Annotated in this window: 15 protein-coding genes; 10 read left to right on the top strand and 5 right to left on the bottom strand. The window is 58.3% G+C overall.

Annotated elements, in window-relative coordinates:
• Nucleotides 1-71 precede the first annotated feature (71 nt).
• The gene (locus tag GA0071314_RS15345; protein ID WP_027337834.1) at nt 72-1,247 is read right to left on the bottom strand and encodes an MFS transporter; all 1,176 of its coding nucleotides are present in this window, start codon (nt 1,245-1,247) and stop codon (nt 72-74) included.
• Between the two features lie 341 nt (nt 1,248-1,588).
• On the opposite strand from GA0071314_RS15345, the gene GA0071314_RS15340 reads away from it, so the two are divergent.
• Nucleotides 1,589-2,110 carry a Spy/CpxP family protein refolding chaperone gene (locus GA0071314_RS15340; RefSeq protein ID WP_051605286.1) on the top strand — a complete coding sequence of 174 codons (522 nt, stop codon included), beginning with the start codon at nt 1,589-1,591 and terminating at the stop codon, nt 2,108-2,110.
• Between the two features lie 115 nt (nt 2,111-2,225).
• Here the strand turns inward: GA0071314_RS15340 and GA0071314_RS15335 are convergent, their stop codons facing one another.
• The 3 genes from GA0071314_RS15335 to GA0071314_RS15325 form a co-directional block, all read right to left on the bottom strand.
• A complete protein-coding gene (locus tag GA0071314_RS15335) occupies nt 2,226-2,657 on the bottom strand; it encodes a DNA polymerase III subunit chi (protein WP_074397454.1) in 432 nt (143 codons plus the stop codon).
• Between the two features lie 74 nt (nt 2,658-2,731).
• Nucleotides 2,732-3,844 carry a branched-chain amino acid aminotransferase gene (locus GA0071314_RS15330; protein ID WP_027337836.1) on the bottom strand — a complete coding sequence of 371 codons (1,113 nt, stop codon included), beginning with the start codon at nt 3,842-3,844 and terminating at the stop codon, nt 2,732-2,734.
• Between the two features lie 141 nt (nt 3,845-3,985).
• Entirely contained in the window at nt 3,986-5,506 is a 1,521-nt protein-coding gene (locus GA0071314_RS15325; RefSeq protein ID WP_074397453.1) for a leucyl aminopeptidase, read from the bottom strand.
• Between the two features lie 105 nt (nt 5,507-5,611).
• Between GA0071314_RS15325 and lptF the strand changes: the two genes are divergently transcribed.
• The 5 genes from lptF to bfr all read left to right on the top strand — a co-directional run bounded on the left by lptF (nt 5,612) and on the right by bfr (nt 9,295).
• Nucleotides 5,612-6,691: an LPS export ABC transporter permease LptF gene (gene lptF / locus GA0071314_RS15320; protein ID WP_074397452.1), complete on the top strand. Its 1,080-nt coding sequence runs from the start codon at nt 5,612-5,614 to the stop codon at nt 6,689-6,691.
• Nucleotides 6,691-7,770 (top strand): LPS export ABC transporter permease LptG, encoded by a 1,080-nt coding sequence (lptG, locus tag GA0071314_RS15315; RefSeq protein WP_074397451.1) that lies wholly within the window; start codon nt 6,691-6,693, stop codon nt 7,768-7,770. Before lptF ends, lptG begins: the two co-directional genes overlap by 1 nt.
• A gap of 21 nt (nt 7,771-7,791) precedes the next feature.
• Nucleotides 7,792-8,265 carry an RDD family protein gene (locus tag GA0071314_RS15310; protein WP_074397450.1) on the top strand — a complete coding sequence of 158 codons (474 nt, stop codon included), beginning with the start codon at nt 7,792-7,794 and terminating at the stop codon, nt 8,263-8,265.
• 158 nt (nt 8,266-8,423) lie between these two features.
• Complete coding sequence (locus GA0071314_RS15305) at nt 8,424-8,630, top strand: (2Fe-2S)-binding protein (RefSeq protein ID WP_074397449.1); 207 nt, start codon at nt 8,424-8,426, stop codon at nt 8,628-8,630.
• 182 nt (nt 8,631-8,812) lie between these two features.
• A complete protein-coding gene (gene bfr, locus GA0071314_RS15300) occupies nt 8,813-9,295 on the top strand; it encodes a bacterioferritin (protein ID WP_074397448.1) in 483 nt (160 codons plus the stop codon).
• 67 nt (nt 9,296-9,362) lie between these two features.
• Here bfr and sodC read toward each other — a convergent pair whose 3' ends face one another.
• Entirely contained in the window at nt 9,363-9,923 is a 561-nt protein-coding gene (sodC, locus tag GA0071314_RS15295; RefSeq protein WP_074397447.1) for a superoxide dismutase family protein, read from the bottom strand.
• Nucleotides 9,924-10,167: 244 nt separating this feature from the next.
• On the opposite strand from sodC, the gene GA0071314_RS15290 reads away from it, so the two are divergent.
• The 4 genes from GA0071314_RS15290 (at nt 10,168) to GA0071314_RS15275 (ending at nt 12,971) form a co-directional block, all read left to right on the top strand.
• Nucleotides 10,168-10,938 (top strand): pseudouridine synthase, encoded by a 771-nt coding sequence (locus GA0071314_RS15290; RefSeq protein ID WP_074397446.1) that lies wholly within the window; start codon nt 10,168-10,170, stop codon nt 10,936-10,938.
• A gap of 14 nt (nt 10,939-10,952) precedes the next feature.
• The gene (gene tcdA / locus GA0071314_RS15285; RefSeq protein ID WP_074397445.1) at nt 10,953-11,768 is read left to right on the top strand and encodes a tRNA cyclic N6-threonylcarbamoyladenosine(37) synthase TcdA; all 816 of its coding nucleotides are present in this window, start codon (nt 10,953-10,955) and stop codon (nt 11,766-11,768) included.
• On the top strand, nt 11,765-11,983 hold the full coding sequence (locus tag GA0071314_RS15280; RefSeq protein WP_074397444.1) for a DUF1653 domain-containing protein: 219 nt from the start codon (nt 11,765-11,767) through the stop codon (nt 11,981-11,983). Before tcdA ends, GA0071314_RS15280 begins: the two co-directional genes overlap by 4 nt.
• A 79-nt stretch (nt 11,984-12,062) precedes the next feature.
• Nucleotides 12,063-12,971 (top strand): MBL fold metallo-hydrolase, encoded by a 909-nt coding sequence (locus GA0071314_RS15275; protein WP_074397443.1) that lies wholly within the window; start codon nt 12,063-12,065, stop codon nt 12,969-12,971.
• Nucleotides 12,972-13,020: the final 49 nt, after the last annotated feature.

Genomic DNA, 13,020 nt, shown 5'->3' with positions numbered 1-13,020 from the left:
CGCAGGGAAGCATGGAATTCATAAGGGGTCGAAAAAATGGCGACAAGTATAGCGCGATAAGGGGCAGGGCGTCAGGCCCTTACCGGGCGGCGATTCAGCCCGCGCATGGCGATCAGCCCAAGCACCGGCCCGGGCAGCAGCCACCAGATGACGGCCAGTTCCTGGCTGCTCCATAGCGATGTGACCAGGGCGATCGACGGGATGGTCAGGCCAAAGCCAATGGCGTTCATCATGGCGAGTGCCGCCCCCAGTCGCTCGGCGGGGGCGGTGGCCGAGGCCAGCGCCGAAAACTGCGCCGAATCGGCAATCACGCTCAGCCCCCAGACCAGTAATAGCGCGATCAGCAGCAGGGGTGGGGCAGCGCCTATCAGCGGGTAGATCAGGCATAGGGCGCCCGAGGTGGCCAGCGCCACAAACGCCACGCGGGCACTGCCCACCCGGCGGCTCCAGCGCCCGGCGAGTACGCAGCCGGGCAGGCCAATGGCGATGATCGCAAAGCTCAGCCACGGCTGGACGCTGCTGCTGGCACCGAGACGCGTAAGCTCCCGCGTCACCAAAAACGGCACCAGGGCCCATAGGGCATAAAGCTCCCAGCAATGGCCGAAGTAGCCAAGCGCCGCTGCCCGAAAATCCTTGTGTTTAAACGCCGCCAACCCCGCCCAGGGCCGCCCGCCGCTGGCTTTGGCGGGCAGGTGCGGGCCAACGCCCAGCTTATAAATCATCAGCGCGGCGGCCAGCGCGAGCAGCGAGGCAAGCAGCAGCGGCCATTGCCAGGGAAGGTTCAGGGTGAGCCCGCGCAGCAGGTGCGGCGAGGCGATGCCCAGGGTCAGCATGCCCACCAGCCAGCCCAGCGCCGCCCCGGCGTGGCTGGGCGTCCAACTGACCACCAGTTTCATGCCCAGCGGATAGATCCCTGCCAGGCAAAGCCCCGTGGCAAAGCGAGCGATCGCGGCCAGCGTGACGTTATCCGCCATGCCAATAAAGGTGGCGTTCACCAGCGCCCCGAGCACGGCAGAAACTGCAAATAGGTGGCTGGCGCGCACGCGGTCGGCAAGCCCCGTGGTGGCAATCGCCAGGGTGCCGGTAATGAACCCGGCCTGCACGGCAATGGTGAGCAGCCCAAGGTCGCTCTCACTCAGGCCCACCGCGTCTTGAAGCGCCAAACCCACACCGTTGACGCTGAACCACAGCGAGGTGCCGAACAGTTGAGCGATAACAATAACGGCGAGAGGGTAGCGGGTGAGCACGTTTACGGCTCCAGAAATTGTTTAAGAAGAATAACTTCGGGATGAGTGGGCGTTCTATTGCTAGGCATCATGGGGTATCGCCACCCTGGTAATCAATAATTTGTCGTTAAGACGAATTTTTTGAAAACAGCATTGTCAGATGGCGTGGGTATCGACAGATAACCCGATTGTGGCCGTATTGATTAGCCACCTTGGGAGCCCAGGGCCAAGATCAGTCGCTACCTTGATGAGCCTTGTGGTTTTCGCTGTGTAGGTGGTCTGTTAGGGTCATATGGGGTATCGCAAGGCCCGTCATGATTGTGTCGGGTAGCAAATACAATTTGTACGCAATTGGAGTTTTCATGCAATTAACCAAGCTTTTCGTTCCGGCAGTCGCCGCAATGGCGTTCAGTGTTCCCGCCATGGCCCAGCAACAAATGGGTGGAGGCGGTATGGGCGGCGGCACCCCCAGTGTCGATGACCAGGTGAGCCAACTTGACGAAATGTTGGATCTGGATGATGGGCAGAAAGAGGAACTCAGCAGCCTTATGACCCAGATGCAAGATGAAAACAGTGCCAAGGAAGAGGAAGCCCGAGAGCTGCAGCAGCAACTCGGCGAGAAGGTTCAGCCCGATTATGATGAAGCGTCCATTCGCGCGGATGCGGAGCGTCTTGGTGAGCTAACGGCTGAGATGACCGCGAATAGCGTCATCATGCAGTCCCAGATCGAAGGCGTGTTCACTCCAGAACAGCGCGATGAACTGGAAGAGGCCATGGCTCAGCAGCAGGAGCAAATGCAACAGATGCAGGAGCAAATGCAGGAACAGGGAGGCCAACAAGGCCAAGGCCAGGGTCAAGGCCAAGGTGAAGACGCACTGCAGTGATGGAAAATGGCCAGGCAGATTGCCTGGCCGCTCTTAAAACGATAGCTTTTCGCTGTTGATGACCCCGCCAAGTGCGGGGTCACGCGTTTGTGTTGGAGGCCCTCTGCTCGGCCGCTCACCCCAGCTTATGCGGCACGACCTCATGGCCGAGTTCTTTATAGCGCTGCCAGCAGGCGCGTTTGGCGACCAGCACCTGCTGGTGCTGATTAATGATTTCGGCAATGCGCGCAAAGCGTTCAACGCCCTCGGGAATATCCGGGTGCAGGTTAAGCAGCGCGGTCTCCTCAGTGGGCATTGGTAACTGCTGCCAGCCGAGCGTAATCGGTACGCTCTCAGCCATGTCGCTGTCTTCCAGCGCGTGGGGCAGGTAGGCGTCACCGCGAAAGCCCCACAGCGCCTCGTCGGCCTGCTCGGCGAGGGGTTTATCTTCGCAGTGGAGATGCAGCCGATAGCCCTTGCGGTAGATGGTTTCGGCCAGCTTGCAGGCAAACTGCAGGCGTGCCTCCAGCGTGCTGTCCGGCAGGATATAAAAGTCAATGCGCGCCATGGCGAGGTCCTGGCTGGGCGTCTTGAGGCGCGTCGCCGCTGAAGCCAGCGGCGACGCAAACGGTGACGGATGACTTAGGCCAGCTGGGTCAGCCAGCCGTATGTATCGTCGCTGCGTCCGTATTGCAGGTCGAGCAGCTTGGTGCGCAGGCGCTTGGCCACGTCGTTATTGCCCCCCGCCGTGAGACGAATACGCTCGTCCTCGCTGACCAGCTCGCCCACCGGGGTGATCACCGCCGCGGTGCCGCAGGCGAACACTTCGGTAATCTCACCGGACGCCGCGCCTTCACGCCACTCGTCGATGCTGATGGGGCGCTCTTCCGGGCTTAAGCCCTCGTCTTTGGCCAGCGTCAGCACGGAATTGCGGGTAACGCCTTCGAGAATGGTGTCGGTCAGGCGCGGGGTGACCAGGCGGCCATCCTTGAAGACAAAGAACAGATTCATGCCGCCCAGCTCTTCGATCCACTTATTCTCGGCGGCATCCAAAAACGCCACCTGGCTGCAGTCGTGGGCGGCGGCTTCCTTTTGCGCGGCAAGCGACGCTGCGTAATTGCCGCCGCATTTGGCGAAGCCGGTACCGCCAGGGGCGGCGCGCTTGTAATGCGACGACAGCCAGATCGACACCGGCTCTATGCCGCCCTTGAAATACGCCGCCGCTGGCGAGGCAATCACGTAGTAATCCACTTCGTGGGCCGGGCGTACGCCGAGAAAGGCTTCCGAGGCGATCATGAACGGGCGCAGGTAGAGGCTGCACTCGTCGGCGTCGCTCGACGGCGTCGGCACCCAGGCGTGGTCCTGGGCGAGCAGGGCTTTCAGCGAGCCGATGAAATCCTCATCGGAAAGCTCGGGCAGCGCCAGGCGGCGGGCGCTGCGCCGAAAGCGCTCGGCGTTTTTCTCCGGCCGGAACGTCCAGACCGAGCCGTCGGCATGGCGGTAGGCCTTGATGCCTTCAAAAATCTCCTGACCGTAGTGCAGCACCGAGGCGGCAGGATCGAGGGTCAAGGGGCCATAAGGGCGGACCTGATGACCATGCCACTCGGCGTCGACCGTCCAGCGGACGTGCGCCATGTGATCGGTGAAATATTGCCCGAAGCCGGGATTTTTCAGAATGTTGTCGCGAATCTCGTCGGCCGTCGGCTGGTTGGACGGCAGGGCTTCGAAGTGCGTATCAGAACTTGCAGTGGGCACGGCTGTTGGTCTCCGCTGGCAACACGCCTCTCGGGGCGAATACGTGGAATAGGATGAAAACAGGCGCACCGAGTCGTCCTCCGTACGCCTTGATAGGTTCAGGTTTAACGGTTGTAGCGCCTAAAGGCAACCGCTGGTTGTCTAGTCGTCGCCATTTTCAACCTGGGCGTCGTTTTCCCGGTCCAGCAGATATTGGGTAAGCAGGCCGACAGGGCGCCCGGTGGCGCCTTTCTGCTTGCCGGAATGCCAGGCGGTGCCGGCAATGTCCAGGTGTGCCCAGGGGAAACGGTCGGCAAAGCGCGACAGGAAACACGCCGCGGTAATCGTGCCCGCCGGGCGGCCGCCGATATTGGCCAGGTCGGCGAAGTTGGAGTCCAGCTGCTCCTGGTACTCGTCCCATAGCGGCAGGTGCCAGGCGCGATCCCAGGCGGCATCGCCGGCGTCGAGCAGATCCAGCGCCAGGTCGTCATCGTTGGACAGCAAGCCGGTGGCGTGGTGGCCAAGCGCAACGATGGCCGCCCCGGTGAGCGTGGCGATATCGACCACGCTGGCTGGCTTGAAGCGCTCGGCGTAGGTCAGCGCATCGCACAGCACCAGTCGGCCTTCGGCATCGGTGTTGAGCACTTCAACGGTGAGGCCTTTCAGGGTAGTAATGATATCGCCAGGTTTGGTGGCGGCACCGTCCGGCATGTTTTCCGCGGCAGCGACGATAAACACCAAGTTGAGCTTGGGCTTGATCGCCAGTAGCGCTTTAACGGTGCCGAACACGCTGGCCGCACCGCCCATATCGAACTTCATTTCGTCCATGCCCTCGCCGGGCTTGAGCGAAATGCCGCCGGTGTCGAAGGTGATGCCTTTGCCGATCAATACGTGGGGGGCCTCGTCAGCGTTGTCGGCCCCTTGATAGTTCATGACGATCAGGCGGGTCGGCTCGCGGCTACCACGGCCGACTGACAGCAGTGCGCCAGCGCCTAATTCGGCGAGCGCTTCTTCGTCAAGAATGTCGACGGCCAGCGCGCCTTTTGATTCGCGCCCTAGCTGTTCCGCCTGATCGGCTAAGTAGCTTGGCGTGCACACATTACCCGGCAAATTTCCCAGGGTGCGCGTATAGTTGATGCCCTGGCCGATGGCGCTGCCATAGCTGGCGCCTTGCTGGGCAGCGTCTGCGTCGGCGGCGCTGCTGATCATTAGGGTCAAGTGCGTTAGGCTAGCGGCAGGCGCTGGTTGGCGTTTGAACTGATCGAATCGGTAGCCCGCGCGCTCGATGCTTTCGAGCACTTTGCGTGCTTTCCAGCCCGTATCGCGGTCGGCCAGCGGTACGTCGGTCAGCATGACACTGGCGTCGTCGATGGGCAGTTTGATGAGCGCGGTCATGGCAGCATCCAGCGCTTTTAAATACGCTGCTTCATGACATTTTTCGCGCTCGCCAAGGCCAACTAATAGCAGGCGTTCGGCTCCCAGGCCTGGGGCATAGGGCAGTAGCTGTACGCTCGCAAGACTGGCATCGACGTCGCCACGGGCCACGAGCTGGCCAATCAACTGCTCGCTGGCATCGTCGAGCTTGGCCACGGCAGGCAGTAAATCGCCGTCTTTATAGACGGGGACAACAAGGCAGGCCGTTTCTATTTTGGCCGGGTTGGCCGTTTGAACGGAAAATTCCATGACGTCTCCAACAAGACAAGCATCGAGGTATTCAGGATAATGGATCAGTGTACCCAAGCAATGCAGGTGTTGCATAACATCCTGCACGACTAGCCGGAGAGCGCGTTGATATTATTCCGCTATTTAACCCGCGAAGTATTGCTCACCATGTCCGCTGTGGCGGGCATTTTGCTGTTGGTGATCATGGGCAGCCGCTTCATCCGCTATTTTTCGGACGCCGCGGAGGGCGATTTTCCGGTCAACATCCTTGGCAGCTTAATGGTCTACCACCTGCCTGGCTTCATGGAGTTGATTCTTCCGCTAGCGTTTTTCCTAGGCATATTGCTGGCTTACGGGCAGTTATATATGAACAGCGAAATCACCGTGATGGTGGCCTGCGGCATCAGCCCTACACGACTGTTGCGGGTAACGTTGCTGCCTGCAACGGCGGTGGCGGTGTTGGTTGGCCTGTGCAGCCTTTGGCTGACGCCGGCCGGGGCATTGCAAACCGCCGCCATTATAGAAGAACAGGAGAGCCGGTTGGACGTTTCGGTGCTGGCACCCGGTCGCTTTCAGGAATTTGGCGGTGGGCGTACCGCTTATATCAGTGGTTTTAATGATGACGGCAGCGAAATGCAGGATGTCCTGATTCACGAACAGCGCGGGCCTGGCGACGATGCCGAACACGATTATGTGACGCGCGCCAAGTCGGGCTATCAAGAAACGCGCATGGAAACCGGTAGCCGCTTCCTCGTTCTGCGTGATGGCGAGCGATACGGCGTGACGCCAGGGCAGCGTAATGCTGAACGACTGACATTTGAGCGCTACACGTTGCGTTTGGGCTTGAGCCGCGATCGCCAAGAACTGGACTCATTGGAGTACGCCACGACAGCGGCACTGTGGCAAGACGATAACGATCGTGCCCAGGCGCAATGGCAGTGGCGGGCCGGGTTGCCGTTAATGGTTTTTATACTGGCGATCATGGCGCAGCCGTTGTCCCGCGTGAATCCTAGACAGGGACGTTTCGCCAAGCTGCTGCCCGCCATCTTTTTGTACGTTGCGTACTTGAGTTTATTGCTGGCAGCTGTCGATGCGGTGGGCAGTGGTGCTTGGTCTAGTACCTTGGGTATATGGCCCGTTCATGGGGTGTTTTTAGTCCTAGGCTTATTGCTGATCTGGCAGTCGCAACGCAAGGGGATGCGCTGATGCTAAATGTGCTAACAGTCACCGATCGTCTCGACCGCTATATCGCTCGCAACGTGCTAGCAGCAATCGTAGTGGTGCAATTTGTCCTCTTGGGGTTGGATATTACGATTGCCTATATCGATGATTTGGGCGATGTCCAAGAGGGCTATACCGCACTCGATGCCTTTCTTTATCTACTTATGCGCACGCCCTGGCGGTTTTATCAATACGCCCCGGTCGCGGTGCTGATCGGGGCGCTGATTGGTCTGGGCAGCATGGCGTCCAGCAATGAATTGACCGTGATGCGCGCCGCGGGCCGCTCGCTGGCGCGAATCGTCTGGAGCGTGATGAAGCCTGTGCTGCTGGTGGTCGTGGTGGTGCTGATGGTGGCGGAGTATGTCAGCCCGCGTACGGAGCAATACGCCGAAGCTTGGCAGCTCGAAAAAATGCAGGGTGAGGGGGCCATGCTGACAAGCCGCAGTGGCTGGCAGGTCGAGGACGACAGCGTCTACCGCTTTGGGGCCATCCGGGCGGATAACGTGGTCCTCGACCTGACCCGCTATCGCTTTGACGAGGAGCGACTGGTCGAGGCCACCTACGCGCGCCGTGCCAACTGGAACGATGGCGCCTGGCAGCTTGAGGATGTAGCCACCACACGGATCTTTGATGATCGCACCGAGTCCGAGCGAGCCGACACTCAGCATTGGGAAACCGACTTTACCCCGCTTCAGCTGGAACGCCTGCTGCGCTCGGTGGAAAGCCAGGCACCCAGTGAACTATGGGAATACGCCCGTTTCCTGGAAGATCAGGGCATGCAGACAGACCAACCGCTGCTGTATTTCTGGCAAAAAATACTGATGCCGCTGACCATGGGCTCGCTGGTGTTGATTGCCGCGTCGTTCGTGTTCGGCCCATTGCGCACCGTGGCGGCGGGCACCCGGGTGTTTTACGGCGTGGTGACCGGGCTGGTGTTCAAGTACGTCCAGGACCTGCTGGCCCCGGCGTCGACCCTGTTTGGTTTCTCTCCCGTGTGGGCCGTTCTAGTGCCCACCCTTGCGTGTGCGGTGGTGGGCGTCTATTTCTTGCGACGTAACGGCTAACTCTGAGCGTTAAGGAGCCCTATGGCTAAGCAGCGTTTTCACCAGCCAGCGAATACGCAGCCCGCCGGGTTGGGGCCGCGCCTGGGGGCGATGCTCTACGATGGCCTGCTGCTTGCGGCGATCTGGATCGCCGTGACCGTCGCTCATCTGGCGTTTTTCAGATTCGTGCTGGACCAAGAAGCCGAAGCGATTGGTACCACAGGCGTCGATATCTGGAGCCTTCGGCTATTGTTGGTGCTGTTTACCACGCTATTTTTTGCGTTTTTCTGGCAGCGAGGCGGTATGACGCTGGGTATGCAGGCGTGGCGTCTGCGGGTACAGACCAACCAAGGAACCGCCATCTCATTCAAACAAAGCCTGGTACGCTGCCTGACGGCTTGGATGTCCTTGGCGGCGCTAGGAATCGGCTATTGGTGGGTATTGTTCGATAAGCAGCGTCGCAGCTGGCCGGATATTGCTTCCAATACGCAGATCGTTAGGTTGCCAAAATATTAATTTTCCGGGTAGGCACGCAAAAAATACGCCCACGACAAAGGGTTATAGACCCCTTAAAGCTACTTAAGACGAATCCCTACTAAAGGCTATATATTTCTACTTGCAAAGATGTATGCGAATCATTTACATTCATCTCATAGACTTTATGAGGTGCAGCCATGTACGTGTGTGTGTGCAAGGGAGTAACCGACCATCAGATTCGCCAGCAGGTGAGCGACGGAGCGCGCAGCTGGCAGGAAGTGCGCGAAGCTACTGGCTGTGCCACACAGTGCGGCAAATGCGCTTGTTTCGCGAAATCCCTCACTCGTGAAGCGGTCCATGAGGCTCGCTTAGAAGCCAATATGGATTTAGCGTACGCCGTGTGACGCGAATCGATATTGTAAGAATTATCGTTAGCAAATATATGATTTTCTTGAATTTTTAGGTCTTATCTCTATACTCCCAGTTAACGCTGGGAGTATGCCTTTGATGGCTAATACTCCTTGATTAACGTAACTGCTTGATAGAGTTTGCTAAACTATCAGCATTACAGGAAAAAGGTGACGTCATGAAAGGTGATCCGAAAGTAATCCAGCATCTCAATATCGCCCTTGGCAACGAGCTGGTCGCCATCAATCAATACTTTTTGCATGCCAAAATGTATAAGGATTGGGGCTTGAAGGCGCTCGCCAAATGGGAATACGACGAGTCCATCGAAGAGATGCAGCATGCTGATAAGCTTATCGAGCGCATCCTATTTCTCGAAGGTATTCCTAACCTGCAGGATCTGGGCAAGCTGCACATCGGTGAAAACGTCAAGGAGATGCTTGAGAGCGATTTGAAAATCGAGCACGATGGCCGTAATGACTATATCGAAGCCATTACCTATTGCGAGAGCGTTAAAGATTACGTGACCCGCGACTTGCTGCGTGATCTGCTCGCCGACGAAGAAGATCATATCGACCATATCGAAACTGAGCTTGGTCTGATCGATAAGGTGGGTATTCAGAACTACATGCAGCGCCAAATGCAGATGGCAGGCGACGAGTAAAGGTTTTAGCCAGCTTATCTTACAACGTAAACGGGCAGCCAATGGGCTGCCCGTTTTATTTTAAGCTTTACTCTTCATCATCAGAGGACTCTGATGACTCCACTATGCCGCATGCCATGCGGCTGCCACCACCGCCAAGCTCTTTGGGGTCATCCGAGTAGTTGTCTCCACCCTCATGAATCATAATGCTGCGTCCTTCTATATCGTCCAGGGTAAGACGAGGGGCGAGCACAGGAAGGGTCGCATTGCCGTCTTCATCTACGGTGAGTACTGGCAAATCACCCAAATGGCCTTCGCCGTAAGGTCCTTCATGGCTGTCTGTTTCTTCTGGGTCGTAGTGGCCTCCGGCATAAAGCGCGGCGGTCATGTGGCCGCTATCATTTTCCTGAGGCTCGCAGCTTGGGTTCTTATGCACATGAAAGCCATACACACCGGCGTCCAGGTCGCTAAGGTCAGGCGTTAACAGCAGGCCGTGCTCGCTATCCTCCAGTTTAATGCTGCCGATAGATTCCTCAACGCCATCGGCACTCACTTTATGTATCTCAACCTCCATACTGTCATCTGCTTGCACCGAGGCTGCAAGCAGCAGTGAAGCAGTGATACAACCGAGCGATGTCATATAGCGCATGTTGATGTCTCCTTTCCTTATCCGTGGAAAACTTTTGTTTAAGTACTCCTTCAAAGTAGTTCGCCGCTGGCTAACCCGCCAACACCAACTGCCGGTCACACACCATGGCGTTGAGTGTTGGGGCGATCCGTGGCCCAGATATCACGAGAGATGACATTAACCCGCCAAGCCGCGACAATAGCGGCCTGATTTGTTCAATGTTTTATAGACAGTCTTTGTCGCCAGATTTTTAGCGAGGATCGCTATGACGCCACTCAACATCCTCTATCAGGATGAGCATCTCGTTGCAGTGCATAAGCCCTCAGGGCTTTTGGTGCATCGCTCGGCGCTGGCGCGTGGTGAAACCGAATTTTTGCTTCAGCGGTTGCGCAATCAAATCGGCAAACGGGTGTACCCGGTGCATCGATTAGATCGGCCTACCTCGGGTGTGATGGTGTTTGGCTTGTCCTCTGAAGTCGCTGCTCTGCTGAGCGACGCGTTCAGCGAACGCCAGGTAGACAAGCGCTACCTGGCGGTAGTCCGCGGCAAAGCCCCTGAGCAAGCACGCCTGGACTACCCGCTGCGCGAAGAGGACGGCACACGGCCCAAGGCGGAAATGCCCGCCATGCCAGCGATGACCGACATCCGCCGCTTGGATAGCGTCGAGCTGCCGGTGCAGGTCGATCGCTACCCGGTGGCACGCTACTCGCTGGTGGAAGCGCGCCCGCTGACCGGGCGACGCCATCAGATTCGTCGCCACCTTTCACGGCGGGGCTACCCCATCATTGGAGATGCCAAGCACGGCAAGAGCGTGCATAACCACTTTTTTGCAGAGCAGCTTAGCGCCCCTCGGTTACTGATGGCGGCCACTTATCTGGCCTTTGACCATCCGCTGTTCGACAAGCGCATCCAACTTAGTTGCGCGCTGGACGACACCATGGTGGCGCTGTTCGATCATCTCGGCTGGTCCGGTCATTTGCCGCTGGACAGCGTGCGCACCCCGCCCATCGGTACACCATCCGCCCTTTTAACCTGAGTACAGGAGCCTCTATGTCGTCTGCGGATTACGATTTTCGCTTTGGCGGGATTCGCCGCCTCTATGGGCAGCGTGCCGCGGACGCCTTTCGTCATGCCCATGTGGTGGTGGTCGGCGTTGGGGGCGTGGGGAGCTGGACGGTCGAGGCGCTGGCGCGCTCGGGCATCGGCAAACTGACGCTGATCGACTTGGATGATGTCTGCGTGTCCAACGTCAACCGACAGCTCCATGCACTGGATGACACCATTGGCCAGCCCAAGGTCGATGTACTGGCCGAGCGTTGCCGTTTGATTGCCCCAGAGATTGAGATCGTTGCCGATACCGCCTTTGTGACGCCCACCAACCTCGCCGAGCGCATCCCCGCCGACGTCGACCACGTGGTGGATGCCATCGACAGCGTGGTCGCCAAGGCAGCGCTGATCGCCTGGTGTAAAAGGCGCAAAATTCCCATTACCGTAACGGGGGCTGCCGGTGGGCAAACCGACCCTACGCGCATTCAGGTAGCGGATCTCACCCGCACCGAGCACGACCCGCTGTTATCCAAAGTGCGCTCGCGGCTGCGCCGTGATTACGGCTTTTCCCGCAACCCCAAGCGGCGCTTCTCGGTCGAGTGCGTCTATTCTGACGAGCAGTTGGTCTACCCCAGCGGCGACGGTGAAGTTTGCCTGCAGAAGCCCGGCAGCGGCGATGTCACCCGGTTGGACTGTGCCTCGGGTTTTGGCGCTGCCACCTTTTTAACCGGCACCTTTGGTTTTGTCGCCGCTTCAAAGGTGCTAGAGCGGCTCGCCAAAAAAGCCGCCCAGCCCGCCAAGCAAAAGGAAGCCTTATGATCGTTCCTACCCCCGGTATTTATCGCCATTACAAAGGTAGCCTTTACGAAGTACTCGGTACCGCCCAGCACAGCGAAACCGAGGAACCTCTGGTGGTCTATCGCGCCCTCTACGGCGACTACGGCCTCTGGGTGCGCCCGCTTGAGATGTTCACTGAAAATGTGATTAGAGAGGGCTACAACCAGCCGCGTTTTGCGCTGGAGAAGGCCTTTTAATAAGTGGCTGTTGCTTATATTCTTTAATCAGCTATGGTTATAACCATTATTTTATAGCGTCAATATTGAGGATATAAGCATGAGGACCTTTGCGTTTTCCCCAAGCACAGGTGCAGGCACGCCGGACGTCGCTGGTTTTTTTGATCCGCGCACCTTTAGTATTCAATACGTGGTCAGCGACCCCGCCACCAAGGAGTGCGCGATTATCGACCCGGTATTGGATTTTGATGAGAAATCCGGCGCGACGGCCACCTTTAGCGCTGACACCCTGCTGGCTTATATCAAGCAGCAAGGGCTGTCGGTGGCCTGGGTTCTGGACACCCATCCCCATGCCGATCATTTCTCGGCAGCGCAGTACCTGAAAGAAAAAACCGGCGCTCCAACGGCCATTGGTCAGCACGTCACCAAAGTGCAGACGCTGTGGAAGGAGATATACAACTGGCCGGAAATGCCAACCGACGGCCGCCAGTGGGACACGCTGTTTGCCGAGGGTGATACCTTTCAGATCGGTGAGCTGGGTGGCCGGGTGATGTTCTCGCCGGGCCACACGCTGGCCTCAGTCACCTATGTGATTGGCGATAGTGCCTTCGTGCACGACACCCTGTTCCAGCCGGACTTCGGTACCGCACGGGCGGACTTCCCCGGCGGCGATGCCAAGGCCTTATGGCACTCCATCCAGCAAATCCTCACGCTGCCCGACGACACGCGCCTGTTCACCGGCCACGACTACATGCCGGATGGCCGCGAGCCCCAGTGGCAAAGCAGCGTCGCCGAGCAGCAGGCGCACAACCCACACCTGGTGGGTAAAAGCGAAGGCGACTACGTGGCGCTTCGCCACCAGCGCGATAGCGAACTGCCGATGCCCAAGCTGATTCTTCACGCACTGCAGGTGAATACCCGCGGCGGGCGACTGCCCGAGCCCGAAGCCAACGGCAAACGCTATCTCAAGATTCCTCTGGATGCCCTGGCAGGCGCCGCCTGGGATTAAGTGATACCTTGGAGCCAGTAAGAATAGTGCCAACGCTATCAAGAACCAG

The organism is Halomonas sp. HL-93 (assembly GCF_900086985.1).
Classification (GTDB): domain Bacteria; phylum Pseudomonadota; class Gammaproteobacteria; order Pseudomonadales; family Halomonadaceae; genus Vreelandella.
This window is presented reverse-complemented; position numbering and strand designations above follow the sequence as displayed.